Annotated in this window: 22 protein-coding genes; 13 read left to right on the forward strand and 9 right to left on the reverse strand. The window is 60.0% G+C overall.

Features of this window, described 5'->3' with window-relative positions; all coding sequences use genetic code 11:
* Positions 1-163: 163 nt before the first annotated feature.
* Positions 164-556 carry a 30S ribosomal protein S9 gene (rpsI, locus tag AC07OP_RS05210; protein ID WP_003171743.1) on the reverse strand — a complete coding sequence of 131 codons (393 nt, stop codon included), beginning with the start codon at positions 554-556 and terminating at the stop codon, positions 164-166.
* A gap of 14 nt (positions 557-570) precedes the next feature.
* Positions 571-999 (reverse strand): 50S ribosomal protein L13, encoded by a 429-nt coding sequence (gene rplM / locus AC07OP_RS05215; RefSeq protein ID WP_003171742.1) that lies wholly within the window; start codon positions 997-999, stop codon positions 571-573.
* 248 nt (positions 1,000-1,247) lie between these two features.
* Here rplM and AC07OP_RS05220 point away from each other — a divergent pair, with 248 nt between their 5' ends.
* Positions 1,248-2,288, forward strand: a complete 1,041-nt coding sequence (locus AC07OP_RS05220; RefSeq protein ID WP_495101125.1) for an NADP(H)-dependent aldo-keto reductase — start codon at positions 1,248-1,250, stop codon at positions 2,286-2,288.
* Between the two features lie 60 nt (positions 2,289-2,348).
* Here the strand turns inward: AC07OP_RS05220 and AC07OP_RS05225 are convergent, their stop codons facing one another.
* Positions 2,349-3,485: an acyl-CoA dehydrogenase family protein gene (locus AC07OP_RS05225; RefSeq protein WP_495101124.1), complete on the reverse strand. Its 1,137-nt coding sequence runs from the start codon at positions 3,483-3,485 to the stop codon at positions 2,349-2,351.
* 220 nt (positions 3,486-3,705) lie between these two features.
* Here AC07OP_RS05225 and AC07OP_RS05230 point away from each other — a divergent pair, with 220 nt between their 5' ends.
* The gene (locus AC07OP_RS05230) at positions 3,706-4,626 is read left to right on the forward strand and encodes a GlxA family transcriptional regulator (RefSeq protein WP_193603550.1); all 921 of its coding nucleotides are present in this window, start codon (positions 3,706-3,708) and stop codon (positions 4,624-4,626) included.
* Between the two features lie 111 nt (positions 4,627-4,737).
* Here AC07OP_RS05230 and zapE read toward each other — a convergent pair whose 3' ends face one another.
* The 3 genes from zapE to AC07OP_RS05245 all read right to left on the reverse strand — a co-directional run bounded on the left by zapE (position 4,738) and on the right by AC07OP_RS05245 (position 7,921).
* A complete protein-coding gene (gene zapE / locus AC07OP_RS05235; protein WP_027604847.1) occupies positions 4,738-5,832 on the reverse strand; it encodes a cell division protein ZapE in 1,095 nt (364 codons plus the stop codon).
* 79 nt (positions 5,833-5,911) lie between these two features.
* Entirely contained in the window at positions 5,912-7,267 is a 1,356-nt protein-coding gene (locus tag AC07OP_RS05240; RefSeq protein WP_495101123.1) for a tryptophan--tRNA ligase, read from the reverse strand.
* 24 nt (positions 7,268-7,291) lie between these two features.
* On the reverse strand, positions 7,292-7,921 hold the full coding sequence (locus AC07OP_RS05245; RefSeq protein WP_065924314.1) for an alpha/beta hydrolase: 630 nt from the start codon (positions 7,919-7,921) through the stop codon (positions 7,292-7,294).
* Between the two features lie 147 nt (positions 7,922-8,068).
* Here AC07OP_RS05245 and AC07OP_RS05250 point away from each other — a divergent pair, with 147 nt between their 5' ends.
* Complete coding sequence (locus AC07OP_RS05250; RefSeq protein WP_003171734.1) at positions 8,069-8,506, forward strand: Z-ring associated ZapG family protein; 438 nt, start codon at positions 8,069-8,071, stop codon at positions 8,504-8,506.
* 102 nt (positions 8,507-8,608) lie between these two features.
* Here AC07OP_RS05250 and AC07OP_RS05255 read toward each other — a convergent pair whose 3' ends face one another.
* From AC07OP_RS05255 to AC07OP_RS05265, 3 genes are all read right to left on the reverse strand, one after another.
* Entirely contained in the window at positions 8,609-10,333 is a 1,725-nt protein-coding gene (locus AC07OP_RS05255) for an ABC transporter ATP-binding protein/permease (protein ID WP_495101122.1), read from the reverse strand.
* Between the two features lie 97 nt (positions 10,334-10,430).
* Positions 10,431-10,991 (reverse strand): response regulator transcription factor, encoded by a 561-nt coding sequence (locus tag AC07OP_RS05260; RefSeq protein WP_010565532.1) that lies wholly within the window; start codon positions 10,989-10,991, stop codon positions 10,431-10,433.
* Positions 10,984-12,246: an ATP-binding protein gene (locus AC07OP_RS05265; RefSeq protein ID WP_027604851.1), complete on the reverse strand. Its 1,263-nt coding sequence runs from the start codon at positions 12,244-12,246 to the stop codon at positions 10,984-10,986. The genes AC07OP_RS05260 and AC07OP_RS05265 overlap by 8 nt, the downstream gene beginning before the upstream one ends.
* Before the next feature lie 204 nt (positions 12,247-12,450).
* Here AC07OP_RS05265 and AC07OP_RS05270 point away from each other — a divergent pair, with 204 nt between their 5' ends.
* The 10 genes from AC07OP_RS05270 (at position 12,451) to AC07OP_RS05315 (ending at position 25,856) form a co-directional block, all read left to right on the forward strand.
* Positions 12,451-13,164 (forward strand): SIMPL domain-containing protein, encoded by a 714-nt coding sequence (locus tag AC07OP_RS05270; RefSeq protein ID WP_027604852.1) that lies wholly within the window; start codon positions 12,451-12,453, stop codon positions 13,162-13,164.
* Between the two features lie 92 nt (positions 13,165-13,256).
* A complete protein-coding gene (locus tag AC07OP_RS05275; protein WP_495101121.1) occupies positions 13,257-14,858 on the forward strand; it encodes an ABC transporter substrate-binding protein in 1,602 nt (533 codons plus the stop codon).
* 258 nt (positions 14,859-15,116) lie between these two features.
* The gene (locus AC07OP_RS05280) at positions 15,117-16,745 is read left to right on the forward strand and encodes an ABC transporter substrate-binding protein (protein WP_141156742.1); all 1,629 of its coding nucleotides are present in this window, start codon (positions 15,117-15,119) and stop codon (positions 16,743-16,745) included.
* Positions 16,746-17,109: 364 nt separating this feature from the next.
* Positions 17,110-18,654, forward strand: coding sequence for an ABC transporter substrate-binding protein (locus tag AC07OP_RS05285; RefSeq protein WP_371914612.1), 1,545 nt, complete (start codon positions 17,110-17,112; stop codon positions 18,652-18,654).
* A gap of 169 nt (positions 18,655-18,823) precedes the next feature.
* Positions 18,824-20,221 carry an OprD family outer membrane porin gene (locus AC07OP_RS05290; RefSeq protein ID WP_495101120.1) on the forward strand — a complete coding sequence of 466 codons (1,398 nt, stop codon included), beginning with the start codon at positions 18,824-18,826 and terminating at the stop codon, positions 20,219-20,221.
* Positions 20,222-20,301: 80 nt separating this feature from the next.
* Positions 20,302-21,897 carry an ABC transporter substrate-binding protein gene (locus tag AC07OP_RS05295; protein ID WP_027604857.1) on the forward strand — a complete coding sequence of 532 codons (1,596 nt, stop codon included), beginning with the start codon at positions 20,302-20,304 and terminating at the stop codon, positions 21,895-21,897.
* A gap of 76 nt (positions 21,898-21,973) precedes the next feature.
* On the forward strand, positions 21,974-22,984 hold the full coding sequence (locus tag AC07OP_RS05300; RefSeq protein ID WP_003215992.1) for an ABC transporter permease subunit: 1,011 nt from the start codon (positions 21,974-21,976) through the stop codon (positions 22,982-22,984).
* A 10-nt stretch (positions 22,985-22,994) separates the two neighbouring features.
* The gene (locus tag AC07OP_RS05305; RefSeq protein WP_027604858.1) at positions 22,995-23,906 is read left to right on the forward strand and encodes an ABC transporter permease subunit; all 912 of its coding nucleotides are present in this window, start codon (positions 22,995-22,997) and stop codon (positions 23,904-23,906) included.
* 10 nt (positions 23,907-23,916) lie between these two features.
* Positions 23,917-24,885 (forward strand): ABC transporter ATP-binding protein, encoded by a 969-nt coding sequence (locus AC07OP_RS05310; RefSeq protein WP_027604859.1) that lies wholly within the window; start codon positions 23,917-23,919, stop codon positions 24,883-24,885.
* The gene (locus AC07OP_RS05315) at positions 24,885-25,856 is read left to right on the forward strand and encodes a peptide ABC transporter ATP-binding protein (RefSeq protein WP_495101119.1); all 972 of its coding nucleotides are present in this window, start codon (positions 24,885-24,887) and stop codon (positions 25,854-25,856) included. Before AC07OP_RS05310 ends, AC07OP_RS05315 begins: the two co-directional genes overlap by 1 nt.
* Positions 25,857-25,936 lie beyond the last annotated feature (80 nt).

Consider the following 25,936-nt stretch of genomic DNA (forward strand, 5'->3'; position numbering starts at 1 on the left):
GTCTGACAAGGGAATTGCCCGGGGCTCCGCCTCCAGGCCTTGTAGTATAGGGGGTCTACGGATGTGGCAAGTTGTCACGGTGAAAAATGTGCATAAATCGCAGGCAATAAAAAACGCCCAGCTCCGTAAGGAGGCTGGGCGTTTTTGTGGAACGTAAAGCGAATTAACGCTTCGAGTACTGCGGACGCTTACGCGCTTTACGCAGACCGACTTTCTTACGTTCAACTTCACGGGCATCACGAGTCACGAAGCCAGCTTTGCGCAGAGCGCCACGCAGGGTTTCGTCGTACTGCATCAGAGCGCGAGTGATACCGTGGCGGATTGCGCCAGCTTGACCACTTACACCGCCACCGATAACGGTGACGTAGATGTCGAACTTTTCAACAGTCTCGGTCAATTCCAGCGGCTGACGAACTACCATGCGGGCAGTTTCGCGACCGAAGAAGTTGTCCAGAGTGCGGTTGTTGATCGAGATGTTACCAGTGCCCGGACGCAGGAAAACGCGTGCGGTTGCGGTTTTGCGACGGCCAGTGCCGTAATTTTGAGTCGCCGACATAATGAACTATTCCGTTAAAACTTCAGTTCTTGGGGCTGCTGAGCAGCATGAGGGTGTACAGCGCCCGCATAGACTTTCAGCTTGCGAAACATATCGCGACCCAGTGGGCCCTTCGGCAGCATGCCTTTGACCGCGATTTCGATCGGGGCTTCAGGCTTCTTGGAGATCAGGCCTTCAAAGTTGGAAGACTTGATACCGCCTGGGAAACCGGAGTGACGGTAGTACATTTTGTCTTGCGCTTTGTTGCCGGTAACACGTACCTGCTCAGCGTTGATGATCACGATGTAGTCACCGGTGTCAACGTGAGGGGTGTACTCAGGCTTGTGCTTGCCACGCAGACGGCTGGCGACTTCAGTGGCCAGACGACCCAGGGTCTGACCAGCGGCGTCGACGACAAACCAGTCGCGCTGAACTGTTTCCGGTTTTGCAGTAAAAGTTGTCATTCTTTAATAGCCTCAGGGGCCGCCCTGTAAATTAGACGGCGGATCTTACTGAATAGTGCTTACTTTGACAAGTCAAAGGCAGCCGGATACAGACGCTATCGGGGGCTCGGGTCGGCGCGTCCGTTCAACGGCAAGATTCTTCGGCAGGCGGCGCATCACTTCCACTGCAGAAAGAGGTGGGCAATTATGCAGATTGCGAAAAAAAATTCAACCTGCTTTTATGATTGTTTTCCCTGAAGGAGTACCCGATGGATTATCGACAGCTGGGCCGTACGGATCTGAACGTGAGCGCGATAGCCCTGGGCACCATGACCTGGGGCGAGCAGAACAGCGAGGCAGAGGCCTTCGCGCAGATCGAAAGGGCCAAGGCGGCGGGGATCAACTTCCTCGACACCGCAGAAATGTACCCGGTGCCGCCCAAGGCCGACACCTATGCCACCACCGAGCGTTACATCGGTAATTACTTCAAAAGCCGCGGTGACCGTGCCGACTGGATCCTTGCCAGCAAGATCGCCGGCCCCGGCAACACCATCGACTACATCCGCGATGGCCACCTGCGCCACAACCGCAAGCACATCGTCGAGGCACTGGACGCCAGCCTCAAGCGCCTGCAAACCGACTGGATCGACCTCTACCAGTTGCACTGGCCGGAGCGCAGCACCAACTTCTTCGGCCAACTGAGCTACAAGCACAAGGACGAAGACGACCTCACCCCTCTGGAGGAAACCCTCGAAGCCCTGGACGAGCAGGTCAAGGCCGGCAAGATCCGCCATATCGGCCTGTCCAATGAAACCCCGTGGGGCACCATGAAGTTCCTGGCCCTGGCCGAAGCCCGTGGCTGGACCCGCGCGGTATCGATCCAGAACCCCTACAACCTGCTCAACCGCAGCTTTGAAGTGGGCCTGGCCGAAGTGGCCATCCGTGAGCAATGCGGCCTGCTGGCTTACTCGCCCCTGGCGTTCGGCATGCTCAGTGGCAAGTACGAAGGTGGCGCACGCCCGGCCAAGGCGCGCCTGACCGAGTACAGCCGTTTCAGCCGCTACTTCAACCCGCAGTCGGAGGCGGCCTGCAGCCGTTATGTGGCACTGGCGCGGGAGCATGGCCTGGATCCGGCGCAGATGGCGTTGGCGTTTGTGACCCAACAACCGTTCGTGACCAGCAACATTATTGGCGCCACGAACCTGGAGCAACTGGACAACAATATCGCCAGTGCTGATCTGAAGCTGTCGAAGGAAGTACTGGAAGGGATTGAGGCGATTCAGAAGGATCATCCGAATCCTGCGCCTTGATTGATCTGTAGACCGCTATCGGGGGCTTGCCCCCGATGACGCATTCAAGACCAGCAAAAATCAAAGCGCCCGCGCAATGATCTCCTTCATGATCTCGTTGGTCCCCGCATAAATCCGCTGCACCCGCGCATCCGCCCACGCCCGTGCAATCGGGTACTCCCACATGAACCCGTAGCCGCCGTGCAACTGCACGCACTCATCCAGCACCTTGCATTGCAGGTCTGTGGCCCAGTACTTGGCCATCGCGGCAGTGGGCACATCCAGCTTGCCTTCCAGGTGCAACGCCATGCATTTGTCGACGAACACGCGGCCGATCTGAATCTCCGTGGCCATCTCCGCCAGCTTGAAACGGGTGTTCTGGAAGTCGGCAATCGCCTTGCCGAACGCCTTGCGCTCTCGGGTGTATTCCAGGGTCCACTGCAACGCCGCCTCGGCGGATGACAGTGCGCCAATTGCCACCGTCAAACGCTCCTGGGGCAGCTCCTGCATCAGGTAGGCAAAGCCCATGCCGGCCTGGCCCAGCAGGTTTTCCTTGGGCACCCGCACGTCCTGGAAGAACAGCTCCGAGGTGTCCTGGGCCTTCATGCCGACCTTCTCCAGGCGCTTGCCCTTGGCGAAGCCGGGCGTATCGGCCTCCACCAGAAACAGGCTGGTGCCCTTGGCACCGGCCTTGGGATCGGTCTTGGCGACCACGATCACCAGCTCAGCCAGGTACCCGTTGGTGATAAAGGTCTTGGAGCCATTGATCACGTACTCATCACCGTCCAGCACGGCGGTGGTCTTGACCCCTTGCAGGTCGGACCCGGCACCCGGCTCGGTCATGGCGATGGCCGTGACTGTCTCGCCAGAGAACAACTTGGGCAGGTACTTGTGCTTCAGCGCTTCACTGCCGTAATGCAGGATGTAGGGCGCGACAATGTCCGAATGCAGGGAAAAGCCAATGCCGGTCAGGCCCAGGCGACTGATCTCTTCGATCACTACGGCGCTGTAGAGAAAGTCCGCGCCCAGCCCGCCGTACTCCTCCGGCAGATGGGAACACAACATCCCCGCCTCCCCCGCCTTGCTCCACAGGTTACGGTCGATATAGCCCTGCTTCTCCCATTGCCCGTGAAACGGTGCAGCGTCTTTTTCAAGAAAGGTGCGCACGCTCTGGCGGAAGAGTTCGTGCTCCGGGCTGAACAAGGTTCTCGGAATCATGGGTCACCTGCGTGGATTGTCGGACAAGGACGAACCCACAGAGCCTATGCCCCGATGGCGTCACAGGACACTGGACACATGCGACAAAAAATAAGACGATCCAGCCGTCTGGTGACCACTTTCCCCTATAAGAATAAATGAAATTATGTCTAACCAAATCTCCACGCCGTTGCGGCGCGTCAGCATTTTGGCCATTGATCGGGTATTCGCTTCAACCCTGATGCAAGCCAAGGATTTCTTCCATCTCGCCAGCCTGCGTTATGGCAAACAGCAAGGCCTGGGCCTGACCCCAGCGTTCGAAACGCGCCTGGTGAGCCCCGACGGAAAATCGGTGCGCAGTTTCAGTGATGTGATCATGCCGGTGGACGGCGGCCTGGAAGACGCCGACATCATCGTGCTACCAGCCTTCTGGGATGACTTCGATGCCCTGTGCGCGCGCTACCCGCAAGTGCTGCCGTGGCTGCGCGAACAGCATTCACGGGGCGCGGTACTCTGCGGCGAAGCCACCGGGGTGTTCTGGCTGGCCGAAGCCGGCCTGCTCGATGGCAAGGAGGCGACCACCTATTGGCGTTTCTTCAACGCCTTCAGCGAACGCTTCCCCAAGGTCCAGCTCAACCAGGACAAGCACCTCACCGACGCCGACAACCTGTACTGCGCCGGCGGCACCACCTCGGCGTGCGACCTGTATATCTACCTGATCGAACGCTTCTGCGGCGCCAACATCGCCCAGGCCGTGGCCCGCGACATCCTCTACGAAGTGCAGCGCAGCTACTCGCCGGGACGCATCGGTTTTGGCGGCCAGAAGCTGCACCAGGACGTGATCATCCTGCAGATCCAGCATTGGCTCGAAGAGCACTTCGCCGACAAATTCCGCTTCGAAGACGTCGCCCGGGAACACGGCATGAGCATCCGCAACTTCATGCGCCGCTTCCAGACCGCCACCGGCGACAAGCCGCTGCACTACCTGCAACGGCTGCGTATCGAGACGGCCAAGGGCCTGCTCTCGGGCAGCCGCAAGAGCATCAAGACCATCAGTTATGAGGTGGGTTACGACGATGCGAGTTTCTTTGCGCGGTTGTTCAGGCAGCACACGGAGCTGTCACCGAACCAGTACCGCCAGCAGTTCCAACAGGCTGCGTAGGCAAATGTGGGAGGGAGCTTGCTCCCGATAGCGGTGGATCAGTCAGTGCATCTGTTACTGAAAGACCGCTATCGGGAGTAAGCCCCCTCCCGCACTTGACCTACATCTGTCTTAGGGTTTGTGCCCGCGCGACAGGAACTCGTGGGACTGCATTTCGAGCAAGCGGCTCAATGTCCGTTGGAATTCGAAGTTCAAGCGCCCGCCGGTATACAAGTCCTTGAGTTCGACTTCCGCCGAGATGATCAACTTGACATTACGGTCGTAGAACTCGTCGACCATGTTGATAAACCGTCGTGCGATATCGTCGGTGGTGACGCTCATCTGCTCCACGCCGCTGAGGATCACCGCGTGGAAGATCTTGCCCAGCTCGATGTAGTCGTTCTGGCTGCGCGGGCCGTCGCACAGTTGGCGGAATTCGAACCAAGCCACGTCATCGCAGGTACGCAGGGCGATGATTTCGCGGTTCTCGATCATCAGCTTGTCGTTTTCCACCGCCTGGGTGCATTCCGGCGTAAGGGCGCGGAAGCTTTTGCGCAGGCTTTCATGCGCCGCTTCGTTCAGCGGGAAGTGGAACAACTCCGCTTGCTCGAGGTGACGCAGGCGGTAGTCGACGCCGCTGTCGACGTTGACGATCTCGGTGTTCTGCTTGATCAGCGCGATGGCCGGCAGGAAGCGCGCACGTTGCAGGCCGTCCTTGTACAAGCCGTCGGGCACGATGTTCGAGGTGGCGACCAGGGTCACGCCGTTCTTGAACAACTCTTCCATCAGGGTGCCGAGGATCATGGCATCGGTGATGTCGGAGACGAAGAATTCATCGAAGCAGATCACCCGCGCTTCATCGGAAAAACGCTTGGCGATGATGGTCAGCGGGTTTTTCTCACCCGGCAGGGTCTTCATCTCTTCGTGCACGCGCTTCATGAAGCGGTGGAAGTGCGTCCGTACCTTTTCCTTGAACGGCAGCGCCTCAAAGAACGTATCGACCAGGTAGGTCTTGCCCCGGCCTACACCGCCCCAGAAATACAGGCCCTTGACCGGCACGTGGTCTTTCTTGCCGAACAGCTTGCTGAGCATCCCCGGCTTGCTCTGTGAGGCCGCGACCAGGTCATCGTACAGGCGCTGCAAATGACGCACCGCCGTTTCCTGGGCCGCGTCATGGAAGAATTCAGGGCGTTTCAGATCAGCTTGGTATCGTTCTAGGGGCGTCATAATTTCGTTAGCAAGGCAACAAAAACGGGCCGTCACTGTAACGACGGCCCTGGATAATGGCAATCAACCCTTGGTCGGGTTAATCCTCGATTGGGGTCAACGCGATGCGCAAGGCTTCGATGGCGGCATCACGGGATGCGGCATCGGCGAACTCGGCGCTGTCGGCCACTGCGGCGCCGTCCAGCCATACGCTGAAGCTCAGGGCTTCGCTGCGTACATCCGGCGCAGCGCCACTTTGCAGTTGCTTGGTCACCGCGCCGGCCGCCTTGCCATCGGCAAAATTGCGCGACAGCAGCAGCTGCTCGCCATCGGCGGCCAACAGGCGGAAGCGGAAGCTGCCGTCGTCTTCACGGAAGCTCACGAAACGCGCGGCTTTCACGGCTTTCTTCTTGGTAGCGACCGGCGCCGCAGCCTGGTTGACGAACGAACGCAGGCCCACCGCTTCGCGCAACTCGGCCAGGAATGGCGCGGCTACGGCACGGGCTTTCCTGGCGCCGACCTGCAACAAGTCTTCCATGTCCGACGGGCGCGACATCAACTGGTGGTAACGCTCGCGCGCTTCGCCCAATTGGCTGTCCAGCAGCTGGAACAGACGGTTCTTCGCCTCGCCCCAGCCCAGGCCTTGCAGCAGCTCGCCGCGGAACGCTTCTTCCTGGGCCTTGCTGGCAAACGCCTGGTAGAGGGTGAACAGGTGCGAGTTGTCCGGGTCCTTGGCTTCGCCGGGCGCGCGGGAGTCGGTAACGATCCGCGAGATGGCGTCTTTCATGTCCTTGGCGCTGGTGAACAACGGGATGGTGTTGTCGTAGCTCTTGGACATCTTGCGACCATCCAGGCCCGGCAAGGTGGCAACGCTTTCCTCGATCAACGCCTCGGGCATGGTGAAGAACTCTTTCCCGTTGCCGAACAGGTGGTTGAAGCGCTGGCCGATGTCGCGGGCCATTTCCACGTGCTGGATCTGGTCGCGGCCCACCGGCACCTTGTGCGCGTTGAACATCAGGATGTCCGCGGCCATCAGCACCGGGTAGCTGTACAGGCCCATGGTGATGCCCGCATCCGGGTCTTCGCCGGTCTCCACGTTCTTGTCCACCGAGGCCTTGTACGCATGGGCGCGGTTGAGCAGGCCCTTGGCGGCGACGCAGGTCAGCAGCCAGGTCAGCTCGGGGATTTCCGGGATGTCGGACTGACGATAGAAGGTCACCCGGTTCACATCCAGGCCACCGGCCAGCCAGGTCGCCGCGATTTCCATACGCGAACGCTGGATGCGCTGCGGGTCATCGCATTTGATCAGGGCGTGGTAGTCGGCCAGGAAGTAGAAGGAGTCGGCATTGGCATCCTGGCTGGCCAGGATCGCCGGGCGGATCGCACCGGCGTAGTTGCCCAGGTGCGGCGTGCCGGTGGTGGTGATGCCGGTGAGGATACGGGTACGAGTCGTCATGGGTAATCGCTTATCAGACTGCTATCAATTCGAGAGGCGCGGCAGCACCAGATCCTTGAGATCGGTGAGCTTGCCATGAAAAAAGTGCCCGCATTCTGCCACTTTCAGCAGCTCATGGGGGCGTTTCAAGGCGGCGGACCAGTCGTAGACGGTTTGCGGGTCGACCACTTCGTCGGTTTCCGGCTGGATCAGGGTCAACGGGCAGCTGTGGGGCAGCACATCGGTATCGCGCAGGCGCATCACCGCCGCCGCGACCATGAACAGGTGCGCGAGCTTTTCGCCTTTGGCTTCCAGGCGGCCGCCGAGGCTGGCCGCCACGTAGCCGCCAAAGGAAAAACCGAGCAGGGTGATCGGCAGGTCGGGGTGCTTTTCACGCAGCCAGGTGGCAGCCGCTTCGGCATCGTCCACTTCACCGGTGCTCATGTCGTGGGTGCCAGCACTCGCGCCGACGCCGCGATAATTGAAACGCAAAGTAATCAACCCGGCATCGCGAGCCGTGCGTTGCAGGGTCGAAACGACTTTATTGAGCATGGTCCCGCCCTGCACCGGATTAGGGTGGCAGATCAGCGCCAGGCCACGTGGCTCGGGGTGATCCAGGTACAGGGCTTCCAATTGGCCTACCGGGCCATCGATCAAAACGGGGGTTTCACGCATGAGCAAGGAATGAACTCCGTGACCTCTCAAAGGGTCGACTCGTCTAGCTAAAAGTCTGTGCATGGCATCATTGCGAGCTTAATCGCGGTATACAGCGCAGGTTTGAGCCGTTAACGTAAAGCAAAGCCGTTTATAGAGGAAGGACTCGTGGAACACTCGCTCTTAGTTTGGTTGTTGCCGACTCTCGCCTTGGTTGCCGGTGTCGCCATTGGATTCCTGGTTGCCCGCCTGCTGCCGAATGCCGCGCCTAACCGCACGCAGCGTCAGTTGGATGACATTCAGGAACGTTTTGACAGTTATCAGAACGAGGTTGTTACCCACTTCAACAGCACCGCGACCCTGGTCAAGAAACTCACCCAGAGCTACCAGGAAGTACAGGATCACCTCGCCGATGGCGCAAACCGCCTGGCCCTCGACGACATCACCCGTCAGCGTCTGCTGGCCGCGCTGCATTCCGATGCACCGCAAACTCCACGGGAACGCCTGACCCCACCCCGGGAAAACCAGGAACCACCACGGGACTACGCGCCAAAAACGCCGAACGCCCCGGGCATGCTGGATGAGCATTACGGCTTGAAGAAGTAAGTTATTTTCAAGCAACAAAAAGCCCGGCTGATCATCGATCAACCGGGCTTTTTGTTGGGCCTCGCTCTTGTGGGAGGGTTCTACACCCTTCCCCATTGGTCTTCAGGCCACGGGCTGTTCTTGAAGCCACCCTGCCTCGATCCGCACATGCCGCCCATGGAAGCGCTTGAGGCTGCTGCGGTGACCGACGCTGACAATGCTCAACCCCGGCAATTCATCAATCAACGCCTGATACAACGTCGCCTCATCTTCTTCATCCATCGCCGACGTCGCCTCGTCCATGTACAGCCATTGCGGCGCGAACAACAAGGCACGGGCAAAGGCCAGGCGCTGTTGCTCGCCGGGCGAGAGCATGCGTTGCCAATGGTTGGCTTCGTCCAGGCGCTCCACCAGGTGCGGCAGGCGACAGGTTTCCAGGACCTGTGCATAACGTTCTGCCGAATAGACGCTGTCGCCCTGTGGGTAACTCAACACCGCCTTGAGTGTGCCGATCGGCAGGTAAGGCTTCTGCGGCAGGAACAGGTAACGCCTGGCCGGCAGGCGGATGCTGCCGTGACCAGCCGGCCACAGATGCCCCATGGCGCGCAGCAAGGTACTTTTGCCGCTGCCGGAACGGCCGCTGAGCATGACGCGCTGGCCCGGTTCAACGATCATGTTGGCGTCGGTCAGCAGGTGGCGACCATCCACCAGGTTCAAGCCCAGACCTTGCACCACAAGACGCTCGCCTTCAGCGCTGACGTCGATGGCAGCTGGGCGCTGCTCGTTTTCACGCATGGCCTGCTGAAAACTCAGTAGACGATCGCTGGTCGCGCGCCAGCCGGCCAGGTCGGCGTACGCGCTGATAAACCAGCTGAAGTTGCCCTGCACGTTGCCGAACGCCGAGTTGATTTGCATCAGCTCGCCCAGTTCGATCTTGCCGGAAAAGTAGCGCGGGGCAGCCACGATAAACGCAAAGACGATCGCAATCTGTTCATAGCCGGCAGTGAAGAACGTCAGGCGCTTGGACACCTTCATGATGTCCCAGTAGTTATGCCAGACCTTCCCGAACCGCGCGCTCAAACGCTGATTCTCATTGGGTTCGCCGTTGTACAGGGCGATGCTCTCGGCATTCTCCCGCACCCGCACCATGGAGAAACGCAAGTCCGCTTCGAAGCGTTGCTGCTGGTTGCTCAAGCCGATCAAACGACGACCGATCAGATGGGTCAGCCAACTGCCGACACCGGCATAGACCAATGCACACCAGAACATGTAGCCGGGGATGGTGATACCGAACACTTCAATACTGCCGGACACGCCCCACAGGATGATGGAGAACGACACCAGGCTGACCACATTGCGCAACAGCCCAAGGCCAAGACTCAGGGTGTTCAGGGTAAAGCTGTTGAGGTCTTCGGAAATCCGCTGGTCCGGGTTATCGGTGTAGCCGCCCTGCTCGAGCTGGTAGTAGTTCTTGTTGCCAAGCCAGCGGGCAAAATACTTTTCGGTGAGCCATGCACGCCAGCGAATGGTCAGCATCTGGGTGAGGTAGAGACGGTAGACCGCGCCGAGAATCGCCACCGTGGCGATACCGCAGAAGTAAACGATCTGTTGCCAGAAGGCCGCGGTGTCCTTGTTTTCCAGGGCGTTGTAGAAGTCCTTGTACCAGTGGTTGAGCCACACGGAAATGGCCACGCTGAACAGCGACAGGCCAATCACCACGGCGAGCAACAACCAGGCCTTGCCCTTCTCTTCACTTCGCCAATAAGGCGTGATCATCCCCCAGGTTCGGCGAAAAAATTGCCCACGCACAGCGTCATTGACCGCAGAGTACTCAGCGTTCTGATTCATCGTTCAGGCTCGTAGGGAGGAAGGCAGGCGTTTGAACCGATCATAGGTGATCGGTTCAGGGTTCCGTGCGGCCTGAAGCAGGCTGTTCAGCTTAGGTTCAGCGTCGTACCGGACGCTTCTGCAGCTTGCGTTGCAGGGTGCGCCGGTGCATGCCCAGGGCGCGGGCAGTGGCGGAGATATTACCTTCGTGTTCGGTGAGGACGCGCTGGATGTGTTCCCACTGCAGGCGGTCCACCGACATCGGGTTTTCCGGCACCAGGGTGTCGAGGTCGGCGTGCTCGGACAGCAACGCAGCCAACACATCGTCGGCATCCGCCGGTTTGCACAGGTAGTTGCAGGCACCGCGCTTGATGGCTTCGACAGCCGTGGCAATACTGGAGTAACCGGTGAGGATCACCACGCGCATTTCCGGGTCGAGTTCCAGCAGCTTGGGCAACAGCACCAGGCCGGAATCGCCGTCCATTTTCAGGTCGAGCGCGGCGTAGTCCGGCAAGTCGGCCTGGGCGATGGCCAGGCCTTCTTCGGCGGAGCCGGCGGTGCTCACGCGAAAGCCGCGACGGCTCATGGCGCGCGCCATCACGCGGGTAAACGTGGCGTCATCATCTACCAGCAACAGGTGCGGCAGTTCTTCGCCTTCGACTTGGATCTCGTCACTCATCGATATCTCCTCGTGCGACACGGGGCAGGCGCAGCTCGGTGAGCGTACCGCCTTCCTCATGACTATAGAGCTTCACTGAGCCGCCCGCGCGGGTCACGCTAGCCTTGCTCAAAAACAGGCCGAGGCCGAAGCCTTTGCCCTTGGTGGTAAAGAACGGTTTGCCGATCTGCTCGGCGATGGCCAGCGGCACGCCTGCGCCGTGGTCGCGAATGCTGATCGTCAAGTCATCCACATCCCAATCCAGCCGGACTTCCAGGCCTTCGGGGCAGGCGTCGGCGGCGTTGTTCAGTAGATTGAGCAAGGCTTGGGTCAGGTCCGGCGGTGGCGCCAGGCGCGGCACGGTCCCCTGCCCCAGCAGATGGAAACGGTAGCTGGCTTCGGGGCGCATCAGGTGCCAGCGGTTCAGGGCTTCGTCGAGCCACTGGGTCACGTCCTGCATCTCGACCGCCAGGCGGCGATTGGCTTCAGCCGCGCGCACCAGCTGCTGCAAGGTTTGCTTGCATTGCTTGACCTGTTCGCGCAGCACGCCGAGATCCTCTTGCAGCGCCGGGTCGTGATGGTCCTGGGTCATTTCGTTGAGCAGCACGCTCATGGTCGCCAGCGGCGTGCCCAATTCGTGAGCCGCGCCGGCGGCCTGGGTGGCGACGGCGAGCAGTTGCTGGTCACGCAGGCCTTCTTCGCGGCGAATGGCGCGCAGTTCTTCCTGGCGGCGCAGCTCTTCGGCCATGCGCGCAGCAAAAAAAGTGATCACGGCGGCAGACAGGGCAAAGCTCAGCCACATCCCGTAGATCTGCAGGTTTTCGCGGGCGATGGGGAATGTCTGCAACGGATAGAACCGCGCCAGCAGCAGGGTGTACAAGGTCAGGGCGATACCCGACAGCACCACCGAGTAGCGCCACGGCAAGGTCACCGCAGCGATGGTCAATGGCACCAGGTAATAAGACACGAACGGGTTGGTGGAACCGCCGGAGAAATACAGCAACACACTGTGGATAAACAGGTCGCAGGCCAATTGCAGGGCGTATTCCAGCTCGGTCACCGGCCAGGTGGTGCGCAACCGAATGGCGGTAAACACACACAGCACGATGGAGAAACCCAGGGTCACGCCCAATTGCAGCCACGGCAGCGGCAACAGGTCGAACCAATAGGCGAGCCCGACCGAACCAGCCTGCGCGGCCAGTACCAGGGTACGAATGAACGTCAGGCGCCAGAGGTTCTGGCGGGTGGCGGAAGTCAGTTTTACGGCGGCGAGCATGAGCTCTCCCGATGAGCGCTGCAGGCGGATCGGCAGGAGTATAAACGAAGCGGGCACGCTGGCATGGCGCGTGTGGCTCTTTGCCGCAGGCCGGGCGAACGACCGTTCGTCGGCGGCCGCACAATGTGTAGCGAATATGTAAACCCGAAGAACCCGACACCACCGTCTACAGTCATACCGATACGAACACCCTAAGGAGCTTCCATGTCTCGTTTCACTCGCAGTGCAGTTGTTCTCACCCTCAGCGCAAGCGCCCTGGCCAGCCTTCCGGCACTGGCCGCCGATGCACTGAATTACAACCAGATTTCCCTGCGCGCCGAGGTCAGCCAGGAAGTGGCCCGCGACAAAATGATCGTCACCCTCTACACCGAGTCCCAGAACGCCGACCCGGCCAAGCTCGCCGCCGAAATCACCACCACCATGAACAAGGCCCTGGGCCAGGCGCGCGAAGTCCAAGGCGTGACTTTGCGCCAGGGCAGCCGTAACAGCTACCCGATCTACGACAACAAGAACCAGAAGATCACCGGCTGGCGCGAGCGCGCCGAACTGCGCCTGGAAAGCGCGGACTTCCCGGCGCTGTCCAAACTCACCGGCGAGTTGCTCAATACCCTGAAAATGGAAAACATGGACTTCGCCATCGCCGACACCACGCGCAAGACCAGCGAAGACGCCCTGCTCAAGGACGCGGTCGCCGCCTTTAAAGCACGCGCACAACTGGCCACCGATGCGCTGGGCGGCAAGGGTTACAAGATCGTCAACTTGAACTTCAACACCAATGGCTACCCACAACCTTATGCCCGTGGCGGAATGATGATGAAGGCGGCCATGATGGATTCAGCACCGACGCCGGAAGTGGAGGCAGGTACCAGCCAGGTCAGCATGAGCGCCGATGGGGTGATCGAAGTGCAGATGCCGTAACCCCTACCCGGCAAACCTGAACGGCGGTAACCTCGGTGACCGCCGTTTTCGTTTGGGCAGCGTTTATATGCCTGCCACTTCTAGGGGTCTCCATGGAAAGAACCACCTTCAAACCGCTCCTCCTTGCCGCAGGCATGCTGGCCTTTATGCCGATGGCCCATGCAGCCAGCACCCTGGTCTACTGCTCCGAAGCCAGCCCCGCCGGTTTCGACCCCAGCCAGTACACCAGCGGCACCGATTTCGATGCATCCGCCGAAACCGTGTTCAACCGCTTGACCCAATTCAAGCGTGGCGGCACCGAAGTCGAACCGGGCCTGGCCACACGCTGGGAGGTGTCCAAGGATGGCCTGGCCTACACCTTCCACCTGCGCGAAGGCGTCAAGTTCCACACCACTGACTTCTTCAAACCCAGCCGCGATTTCAACGCGGATGACGTGCTGTTTACCTTCAATCGCCTGCTGGATGCCGAGAGCCCGTTCCGCAAGGCCTACCCTTCCGAATCACCGTACTTCACCGACATGGGCCTGAACACCACGATTAAGAGCGTCGACAAACTCGACGAGCACACCGTGCGTTTCAACCTGAACAACGTCGATGCCTCGTTCGTGCAGAACCTGGCCATGAGTTTTGCCTCCGTGCAATCGGCCGAGTACGCCGCCCAGCTAATGAAGGAAGGCAAGGCCGAAGACATCAACCAGAAGCCGGTAGGCACCGGGCCATTTGTGTTCAAGCGCTACCAGAAAGACTCGCAGATTCGCTACGTGGCGAATAAGCAGTACTGGAAGCCCGAGGATGTGAAACTCGACAACCTGGTGTTCGCCATCACCCCGGACGCCGCGTCGCGCCTGCAAAAGCTCAAGGCCGGCGAATGCCAGGTCAGCGGCTACCCGCGCCCGTCGGACATCGAGGTGATGAAGCAGGACCCCAACCTGCGCGTGCTGCAGCAAGCCGGTTTCAACCTGGGCTTCCTGGCCTACAACGTGACCCACCCACCGCTGGATCAGCTCAAGGTCCGCCAGGCCCTGGACATGGCCATCGACAAGCCGGCGATCATCAAGGCGGTGTACCAGGGCGCCGGACAATTGGCGCAGAATGCACTGCCACCGGCGCAGTGGTCTTATGACCCGACCATCAAGGATGCCCCGCACGATCCGACCAAGGCCCGCGCGCTACTAAAAGAAGCAGGGGTTGCACCGGGCACCACCATCAACCTGTGGGCAATGACCGTCCAGCGCGCTTCCAACCCGAACGCGCGCATGTCGGCCCAGATGATCCAGCAGGATTGGGAGAAAGTCGGCATCAAGGCCAATATCGTCAGCTATGAGTGGGGCGAATACATCAAGCGCGCCAAAAATGGCGAGCACGATGCGATGATTTATGGCTGGACCGGCGACAACGGCGACCCGGATAACTGGCTCGGCGTGCTCTACAGTTGTGCTGCGGTCAAGGGCAGCAACTACGCCAAATGGTGTAACCCGGCCTACGACAAACTGGTGCAGCAGGCCAAGGTCAGCAGTGACCGCGAGCAGCGCATCAAGTGGTATCAACAGGCACAAAAAATTCTTAAAGAACAAGTACCTATAACGCCAATTGCAAACTCGACGGTTTTCCAACCCCTGCGCAAGGAAGTGAAGGACTTCAAGATCAGCCCCTTTGGGCTGACACCGTTCTACGGCGTGAGTCTAGATAAGTAACAGCAATGCCCCAACCGAGTGCGCTAGACGCCTCGGTTGACCCTCTCTGGTGCACCTTGTGCACCGAAAAAAACCCATAAATACGTTCAAATATGTCAAAACTTTCATAATTGCGACATTCCTGTACGTTCGTACCACTCTTTCCGCCTTGCGACGGTTCAGCATCTTGCAATGGGTATGGCGCCTGCATAAGTATCCGCAGGCCGACTCACGAGGTCGCCCTCACCACCAAAAATGACAACAAATCATGAGGCCAACATGCTTAAACACGCAGTCCTTCCGTTATTAGTGAGCGCTGGCCTTATGGCCGCGGCCCCATTCGCCCAAGCGGCGACTAACCTGGTGTTCTGCTCCGAAGGGAGCCCGGCTGGTTTCGATCCAGGCCAGTACACCACCGGAACAGACTTCGATGCTTCGGCCGAAACCATGTTCAACCGTCTGAGCCAGTTCGAACGCGGCGGCACCGCCGTTGTTCCTGGCCTGGCCACCAGCTGGGACGTGTCCCCGGATGGCCTGACCTACACCTTCCACCTGCGCGAAGGCGTCAAGTTCCATACCACCCCATACTTCAAGCCGACTCGTGAATTTTCGGCTGACGACGTCCTGTTCACCTTCAACCGGATGATCAACAAAGACGATCCATTCCGTAAGGCCTACCCCACCGAGTTCCCGTACTTCACGGACATGGGGATGGACACCAATATCAAGAACATCGAGAAGGTCGATGCCCACACCGTCAAGTTCACCCTTGGCACCGTGGACGCCGCGTTCATCCAGAACCTGGCCATGAGCTTCGCTTCCATCCAGTCGGCCGAATACGCCGCCCAGCTGTTGAAAAACGGCACGCCCCAGGACATCAACCAGAAGCCGGTCGGTACTGGCCCGTTCGTATTCAAGAGCTACCAGAAAGACTCGAACATTCGCTACACCGGCAACAAGGACTACTGGAAACCTGAGGACGTGAAGATCGATAACCTGATCTTCGCCATCACCACCGATCCGTCGGTGCGTATCCAGAAGCTGAAGAAAAACGAGTGCCAGATCACCCTGTTCCCACGTCCGGCCGACCTCAAGGCGCTGGGTGAAGACAAGGACCTGAAACTGCCGCACCAGGCCGGTTTCAACCTGGGCTATGTCGCCTACAACGTCATGGACAAGGTCAAGGGCAGCGACCAGCCCAACCCACTGGCTGACCTGCGCGTGCGCCAGGCCCTGGACATGTCGGTGAATAAACAGCAGATCATCGATTCCGTCTACCAGGGCGCAGGCCAACTGGCGGTCAACGCCATGCCGCCAACCCAATGGTCCTACGACACCACCATCAAGGACGCCAAGTACGATCCCGAGAAAGCCAAGGCGCTGCTCAAGGAAGCGGGTGTCAAGGAAGGTACCGAGATCGTTCTGTGGGCGATGCCGGTTCAGCGTCCGTACAACCCGAACGCCAAGCTGATGGCCGAAATGCTGCAAAACGACTGGTCCAAGATCGGCCTGAAGGTCAAGATCACCAGCTACGAGTGGGGCGAGTACATCAAGCGCTCCAAAGGCGGCGAGAACCAGGCCATGATCATTGGCTGGAGCGGCGACAATGGTGACCCGGACAACTGGCTGAACGTGCTGTTCGGCTGCGACTCCCTGGCCGGTAACAACTTCTCCAAGTGGTGCGACAAGAAATTCGACGGCGTCGTGAAAGAAGCCAAGGCTACGTCGGACGTCGCCAAACGCACCGAGCTGTATAAGCAGGCGCAACATATCCTCAAAGATGCAGTCCCGATGACACCTATCGCGCACTCGACGGTGTATCAACCCATGCGCAACACCGTACAGGACTTCAAGATCAGCCCGTTTGGCCTGAATTCCTTCTATGGCGTGAGCGTAAGCGGCAAGTAAGGACCAATAACGGCGACGTTTCATAACGTCGCCGTTATTGCATCCGCCTGGACCGTAGGAAATAGACCACATTCGTAATCGCCGCTTCCTACAGCTGCGAACTGCGACAAGTAGCTCTTTTGCCTACAAGGTCAGTCCAATTTGGCGCATTTACTGCGCAGTCCGCGACCCATACCGTCGTAGGACAGCAGAGGCTCCAACCTGGGAAAGGCACTTGCTGTGTGTGGGATCAGTAATGTCCCCCTGGCCGTACGCCAGGGTGATTGCTTGCTGATGACAACTACAAACAAGGATCGGGATCGTCATGCGCCATACCACCGTTCTATCCGCAATTTTTAGCACCAGCCTGCTGGCTGTAGCCACGATGGGCCAGGCGGCCGACAAGAAGAGCCTGGTGTTCTGCTCCGAAGGCAGCCCGGCAGGGTTCGACACCGCGCAGTACACCACCGCCACCGATAACGATGCGGCCGAGCCGCTGTACAACCGCCTGGTTGAGTTTGAAAAGGGAGCGACCAACGTCGTACCTGGGCTGGCGACCAAGTGGGACATTTCCGAAGACGGCCTGACCTACACCTTTCACCTGCGTGAAGGGGTGAAGTTCCACAGCAACAAGGAATTCAAGCCGACGCGGGATTTCAACGCCGACGACGTGCTGTTCACCTTCAACCGCATGCTTGACCCCGACCACCCGTTTCGCAAGGCCTACCCGACTGAGTTTCCGTACTTCAACGGGATGAGCCTGAACAAGAATATCGCCAAGGTCGAAAAAACCGACCCGCATACCGTGGTGATGACGCTGAACTCGGTCGACGCTGCGTTCGTGCAGAACATTGCCATGAGCTTTGCCGCCATCCTGTCGGCCGAATACGCCGAGCAGTTGCTCAAGGAAGGCAAGCCCAGCGATATCAACCAGAAGCCGATCGGCACTGGCCCCTTTGTCTTCCAGCGCTATCAGAAAGACTCGCAGATCCGTTATGTGGGCAACAAACAGTACTGGGACCCGAGCAAGGTCAAGCTGGACCAGCTGATTTTTGCCATTAACACCGACGCCTCGGTGCGCGTGCAAAAACTCAAGGCAGGCGAATGCCAGGTCACCCTGCACCCGCGCCCGGCCGACGTCGACGCGCTCAAGGCCGACCCGAACCTGCAACTGCTGACCAAGCCGGGCTTCAACTTGGGCTACATCGCCTACAACGTGCGCCACAAGCCCTTCGACCAGCTCGAAGTGCGCCAGGCGCTGGACATGGCGGTGAACAAGCAGAGCATCCTCAACGCCGTCTACCAGGGCGCGGGGCAGTTGGCAGTCAATGCCATGCCGCCGACCCAATGGTCCTACGACGACAGCATCAAGGACGCCGCCTACAACCCGGAAAAAGCCAAGGAACTGCTCAAGGCCGCCGGCGTGAAGGAAGGTACCGAGATCACCCTGTGGGCGATGCCGGTGCAACGGCCGTACAACCCCAACGCCAAGCTGATGGCCGAGATGCTGCAAAGCGACTGGGCCAGGATCGGACTGAAGGTCAAGATCGTCAGCTACGAGTGGGGCGAATACATCAAGCGCACCAAGAACGGTGAGCACGATGTCAGCCTGATCGGCTGGACCGGCGACAACGGTGATCCGGACAACTGGCTGGGCACCCTCTACAGCTGCGACGCCATCGGCGGGAACAACTACTCCATGTGGTGTGACCCGGCATACGACAAGCTGATCAAGCAAGCCAAGGTCGTGACCGACCGCGAACAAAGGACTGTTCTGTACAAACAGGCGCAACAACTGCTCAAGCAGCAGGTGCCGATCACACCCGTCGCCCACTCGACGGTCAACCAGCCGTTAAGCGCCAAAGTCGAAGGCTTCAAAGTAAGCCCCTTCGGCCGCAACGTGTTCTCGGGCGTCAGCATTACCCCATAAGAAAATAACCGGATTGCAGGGAGCGAAGTTGGCTCTCCCGCAAACGTGCAGCCTTTTATTGGGAAATTTCCTACGGCAAACGTTTGCAACAGCTTGATCGAGTTACACACCCAATAGCCGGTTCACCTAAAAGACCGGCATAAAAAAGAGAACCAAAGGAGCTTCATCCATGAAACTGAGCAGCAAAGCGCTTCTGGCCCTGGCCATCAGCAGCATCACGGCCACCGCCTATGCTGAACCCGCCAGCCAGGACTTCGTCCCGACCACATTGGCCGGCTCCAGCGCGCAAAGCGAGGCCAAGGGTTTTGTCGACGGCCAAAGCCTGGGTGGTACTACCCGTAACTGGTATGCGAACGAAATGAAGTTTCGCAACGATCGCTTCAGCTACCGTAAAGACGGCGTGAAGACCCCGATCTCCCGCCGTATCAACTGGGCTCAGGGCACCATCCTCAACTACACCTCGGGCTTCACCCAAGGCACCGTGGGCGTGAGCACCGAAGTCGCGGCTTACAACTTCATCGCGCTGGACCGCGACCGTAAAGACATTGCCGGCGGTTCCAACCGCACCCTGGCTGACTCCGGCGGCGATGCAGTAGGCCAGTGGAGCAAACTGGGCCTGGCCAACGTCAAGTTCCGCGTGTCCAACACTACCTTGACCGCCGGTCGCCAGAATTTCAGCACCGGTATCGTCGACACCATCGGCAACCGTGCCCTGCCTTCAAGCTTCGAGGGTGTGAGCTTCAACAGCGAAGAGTTCAGCAACTTGTCGTTCCAGGGCGGCATCTTTGATCGCGTTTCGCCGCGTACCGAACAAAGCCTGTCGAAATTCCGTTCCGAGTACGGCAATGGCCAGGAAACCGACAAGGTCAAAACCCTGGGCTTCAACTACCAGCCGTTCAAGAGCCTGAAAACCAGCGTGTTCGCCGCTAACGTCGAAGACTTCTGGAACCAGTACTACTTCGGTGCCACCCACGAATTGGGTGATGCGCAGACCCTGGCACTGACCACCGGTTTGAACTACTACAAAACCACCGACACCGGCAGCAAGAAGATGGGCAACATCGACAACGACACTTACTCGTTGTCCCTGGGGCTGACCCACCAGGCCCACAGCCTGACCTTCTCGTACCAGGAAGTTAACGGTGACGAGTACTTCGACTACCTGCACGAAACCAACGGCATCTACCTGGCCAACTCCCTGACCTCCGACTTCAACAGCCCGAACGAGAAGTCCTTCCAGATCGCCTACGGCATCAACATGGCCGAATACGGCGTGCCGGGCCTGAAGTTCAACGTCTACTCGGCGCGCGGCTGGGGCATCGACGGTACTCACTACAACGGTACCGCCTACGGTGAAGCCGGCGCTTCGCGTAGCGACCTGCGCTTGATGGACGGCGAGAAACACCAGGAATACGGGGTTGGCACGTCCTACGCGATTCAGAGCGGCCCACTCAAGGCCACCACCATCCGTGGCACCTACGTGACTCACCGCGCCAGCGCACAACAGGCTGACGGCAACATCAAAGAGTTCCGCCTGGTCACCACCATCCCGTTCAACATTCTTTAACTAGCACCAGGTAGACGGCAGGCTCAGGACGAGCCTGCCGTCTATGCTTGTCTGGTCCCATCGATTGCAGAGGGCTCTGAATGAAAATGCTCCCGCTACAAGCTGCCGTTGCCGCTGCGCTGTTAAGCGTGGCTATCGGCGTATCGGCCAAACCCCTGGTGGTCTGCACCGAAGCCAGCCCGGAGGGTTTTGACCCGGTCCTGTACACCACGGCAGTCACCGCCGATGCCGCCGCCGAAACCATGTTCAACCGCCTGGTGGACTTCAAGCCCGGCACCACCGAGATCGTGCCAGCGCTCGCCACTTCCTGGGAAATCAGTGACGACGGCCTGACCTATACCTTTCATCTGCGCGACGACGTCAAGTTCCACACCACCGACTACTTCAAACCCACGCGCAACATGAATGCCGACGACGTGCTCTGGAGCTTCCAGCGTCAACTGGACCCGAAACACCCGTGGCACAACAAATCCAGCGTGGGCTACCCGTACTTTGAAAGCATGGGCTTCAAGGAACTGCTCAAGAGCGTGGAGAAGACCGATGACCATACCGTGGTCTTCACCCTGACCCGCCCTGAGGCACCGTTCCTGGCCGATGTCGCGATGCCGTTCACCGCCATCCACTCCGCCGAGTACGCCGACAAGCTACTTGCCGCCGGCAAGACCGAAGAGCTCAACAGCAAGCCGATCGGCACCGGCCCGTTCATTTTCACACGCTACCAGAAGGACGCTCAGGTGCGCTTCAAGGCCAACCCGGAGTACTTCCGTGGCAAGCCTCCGGCCGATCCGTTGATCCTGGCCATTGCGGTCGACAACAACGTGCGCCTGCAGAAGCTCAAGGCCAACGAATGCCAGATCGCGCTGTATCCCAAGCCCGACGACCTTCCCAGCATCAAGAAAGACCCGAACCTGAAGGTCGCCGAACTGGCGGCGATGACCACCGCATACACAGCCCTGAACACCACCCACAAGTACATGAGCGACGCGCGGGTGCGTCACGCGATCAACATCGCGTTCGACAAGAAAGGCTACAACGAATCCCTGTATGGCAAAGGCAACGCCGTGGATGCCACCGGCCCGTATCCGCCGACCCTGCTGGGCTTCAACGACAAGCTGAAAAACCCTGAGCGCGACCTGGACAAGGCCCGTGCTCTGCTCAAGGAAGCCGGTGTACCGGAAGGCACCGAGTTCACCCTGTTCACCCGTAACGGCGGCGGCCCGACCAACCCCAACCCGATGCTCGGCGCCCAGCGCATGCAGGCGGATCTGGCGCAGATCGGCCTGAAGGTCAATATCAAGGTCATGGAGTGGGGCGAAATGCTCAAGCGCGCCAAAGCCGGCGAGCACGACATGGTTTCCGCCGGCTGGGCCGGTGACAACGGCGATCCGGATAACTTCCTTACGCCGAACCTGAGTTGCGATGCAGCGAAAAACGGCGAAAACTACGCCCGCTGGTGTAACAAAGAGTTTCAGGACTTGATCGATAAGGCCCGCGCCGACGCTGAACCCCAGCAGCGGGCCGCACTCTATCAACAAGCCCTGGAGGTTTTCGACAAGGACCAACCGTGGATTCCCATGGCGTACCCGAAAATGTTCACCGCCATGCGCAAGAACGTCGAGGGTTATACCCAAAGCCCTCTGACGAACAATAACTTCGCCACCACCCAGGTGAAGTAAATAAGAGAAACGCTCGGCACCGCCCACCAGGACGGTGCCGAACCTGCCTAACCGGCTGATTGAGGTACACCACAAGATGTTTAGTTTTATTGCCCGCCGACTGGGGTTATTGATCCCCACGTTTTTCGGCATCACGTTGCTCACGTTTGCGTTGATACGCATGATCCCTGGCGACCCTGTCGAAGTCATGATGGGCGAGCGGCGCGTCGACCCCGAGATGCACGCACAGGCAATGGAACGCCTTGGCCTTAACAAGCCGCTGTACGCGCAATACCTGGACTACGTCGGCAAGCTCGCCCACGGCGACCTTGGCGAATCCCTGCGTACCCGTACCAGCGTGTGGACCGAGTTCACCGCCCTCTTCCCGGCGACCCTGGAACTGTCCATGGCCGCCCTGTTGTTCGCCGGCATCCTGGGCCTGTTGGCCGGGGTGATCGCGGCACTCAAGCGAGGATCCCTGTTCGACCACGGGGTGATGGGCATCTCCCTGGCGGGCTATTCGATGCCGATCTTCTGGTGGGGCCTGATCCTGATCATGTTCTTCTCCGTGAGCCTGGGCTGGACCCCGGTGTCCGGGCGCATCGACCTGCTCTACGACATCGAGCCGCGCACCGGCTTCATGCTGATCGACACCCTGCTGGCCGACGAGCCGGACGCATTCTGGGATGCGCTGCACCACCTGATCCTGCCGGCCATCGTGCTCGGCACCATTCCGTTGGCAGTGATCGCGCGGATGACCCGTTCATCCATGCTCGAAGTGCTGCGTGAAGACTACATCCGCACCGCCAAGGCCAAGGGCCTGTCGCCGGCGCGCGTGGTGTTCGTGCACGGCCTGCGTAACGCACTGATCCCGGTACTCACCGTGGTCGGCCTGCAAGTCGGCACCCTGCTGGCCGGTGCGGTGCTGACCGAAACCATCTTCTCGTGGCCCGGCATCGGCAAATGGCTGATCGAAGCCATTGGCGCACGGGACTACCCGGTGGTGCAAAACGGCATCCTGCTGATCGCCTGTCTGGTGATCCTGGTGAACTTCGTGGTGGACATCCTCTACGGCTTCGCCAACCCACGCATCCGTCACCAGCGCTGAGATCATGACCATGACCACACCTACTCAAGTGTCAGCAGTCGATCAAAGCCTGCTGTACCCGTCGCCGTACAAAGAATTCTGGCAAGCCTTCTCCAAGAACAAGGGCGCGGTTGCCGGCCTGCTGTTCATGTTGCTGATCGTGTTCTGCGCGATCTTCGCCCCCTGGGTAGCGCCGCATAACCCCAGCGAGCAATACCGCGATTTCCTGCTCACCCCACCGTCGTGGCTGGAAGGCGGGCAGATCCAGTTCCTGCTCGGCACCGACGAACTGGGCCGCGACCTGCTCTCGCGCCTGATCCAGGGCTCACGCCTGTCCTTGCTGATCGGCTTGTCGTCGGTGGTGATGTCGCTGATCCCGGGCATCCTGCTGGGTCTGTTCGCCGGTTTCTTCCCGCGCCTGCTCGGCCCGACCATCATGCGCCTGATGGACATCATGCTGGCCCTGCCCTCGCTGCTGCTGGCGGTTGCGATTGTCGCGATCCTCGGCCCTGGCCTGATCAACACCGTGATCGCCATCGCCATCGTGTCGCTGCCGTCCTACGTACGTCTGACCCGCGCTGCGGTGATGGGCGAGCTGAACCGTGACTACGTGACTGCCGCCCGCCTCGCCGGCGCCGGCCTGCCCCGCCTGATGTTCATCACCGTGCTGCCTAACTGCATGGCACCGCTGATCGTGCAGGCGACCCTGAGTTTCTCTTCGGCGATCCTCGATGCCGCGGCCCTGGGCTTCCTTGGCCTTGGCGTACAACCGCCAACCCCGGAGTGGGGCACCATGTTGGCTTCGGCCCGTGACTACATCGAACGCGCCTGGTGGGTGGTGAGCCTGCCTGGCCTGACCATTTTGCTCAGCGTGCTGGCAATCAACTTGATGGGTGACGGCCTGCGCGATGCGCTGGACCCGAAACTCAAGAACGCCGCCTGAGGAGATTCCCATGTCACTGTTAGAAATCAAGAATCTCAACGTGCGCTTCGGCGACAAGACCGCCGTACCGGTGGTCGATGGCCTCGACATTGCCGTCGACAAGGGCGAAGTCCTGGCCATCGTTGGCGAGTCGGGCTCGGGTAAATCCGTGACCATGATGGCGCTGATGGGGCTGATCGAGCACCCTGGCATCGTCACCGCCGACGCCCTGAACTTCGACGGCAAGGACATGCTCAAGCTGAGCAACCGCCAGCGCCGCCAGATCGTCGGTAAAGACCTGGCGATGGTGTTCCAGGACCCGATGACCGCGCTGAACCCCAGCTACACCGTGGGTTTCCAGATCGAAGAAGTGCTGCGCCTGCACCTGAAAATGTCCGGCAAGCAAGCCCGCAAGCGCGCCATCGAGTTGTTGGAAAAAGTCGAGATCCCCGGCGCCGCCAGCCGTATGGACGCCTACCCGCACCAGTTGTCCGGCGGTATGAGCCAGCGTGTGGCCATCGCCATGGCGATTGCCGGCGAGCCGAAACTGCTGATCGCGGATGAGCCGACCACCGCGTTGGACGTGACCATCCAGGCGCAGATCATGGAACTGCTGCTGGCCCTGCAGAAAGAGCAGAACATGGGCCTGGTACTGATCACCCATGACCTCGCGGTCGTGGCAGAAACCGCCCAGCGCGTGTGCGTGATGTACGCCGGCCAAGCCGTGGAAGTCGGCCAGGTGCCGCAGTTGTTCGATATCCCGGCGCACCCGTACAGCGAAGCGCTGCTCAAGGCGATCCCCGAGCACAGCCTCGGCGCCACGCGCCTGGCCACGCTGCCGGGTATCGTGCCCGGCCGCTATGACCGCCCGCAGGGTTGCCTGCTGTCGCCACGCTGCCCGTATGTGCAGGAAAGCTGCCGTGCCCAGCGGCCCGGCCTTGATCCGAAAAGCAACAGCCTTGCGCGCTGCTTCTACCCCTTGAACCAGGAGGTGGCGTAATGGCCGTCGTTCTTACCGCCCGCGACCTGACCCGTCATTACGAAGTGTCCCGTGGTCTGTTCAAGGGCCATGCGCTGGTACGCGCGCTTAATGGTGTGTCGTTTGAACTGGAAGCCGGCAAGACCCTCGCGGTTGTAGGCGAGTCGGGTTGCGGCAAATCCACCCTGGCCCGTGCGCTGACGCTGATTGAAGAGCCATCCTCGGGCTCGTTGAAAATCGCCGGCCAGGAAGTCGCCGGTGCCGACAAGGCCCAGCGCAAGCAATTGCGCAAAGACGTGCAGATGGTGTTCCAGAGCCCGTATGCCTCATTGAACCCACGCCAGAAGGTCGGTGATCAGCTGGGCGAGCCGCTGCTGATCAACACCAACCTGTCCGCCGCCGAACGCCGCGAGAAAGTGCAGGCGATGATGAAGCAAGTGGGCCTGCGCCCTGAGCATTACCAGCGCTACCCGCACATGTTCTCCGGTGGCCAGCGCCAGCGGATCGCCCTGGCCCGCGCGATGATGCTGCAACCGAAAGTGCTGGTGGCGGATGAACCCACCTCGGCGCTGGACGTGTCGATCCAGGCCCAGGTGCTCAACCTGTTCATGGACCTGCAGCAGGAATTCAACACCGCCTACGTGTTCATCTCCCACAACCTGGCGGTGGTGCAGCACGTCGCCGATGACGTGATGGTGATGTACCTCGGCCGCCCGGTGGAAGTGGGCCCCAAGGCAGACATCTACGCGCGCCCGCTGCACCCGTACACCCAGGCACTTCTCTCGGCCACCCCGACCATTCATCCGGATCCGAACAAACCGAAGATCAAAATCGTTGGCGAGTTGCCCAACCCACTGAACCCGCCGCCGGGCTGCGCGTTCCACAAGCGCTGCCCGTATGCGACGGCACGTTGCAGCAGCGAGGAGCCGCAACTGCGCGCCTTGGATAACCGCCAAGTGGCGTGCCACTACGCGGAGCAGTTTGTGGCCTGACCCAGCAATAAAAATGCCCTGGAGGTTCAGTCCAGGGCATGACATGAGTTCTACCGCCCCACCCGTCGGATTGCGCATCA

Source organism: Pseudomonas sp. GW821-FHT09D08 (genome assembly GCF_059416305.1).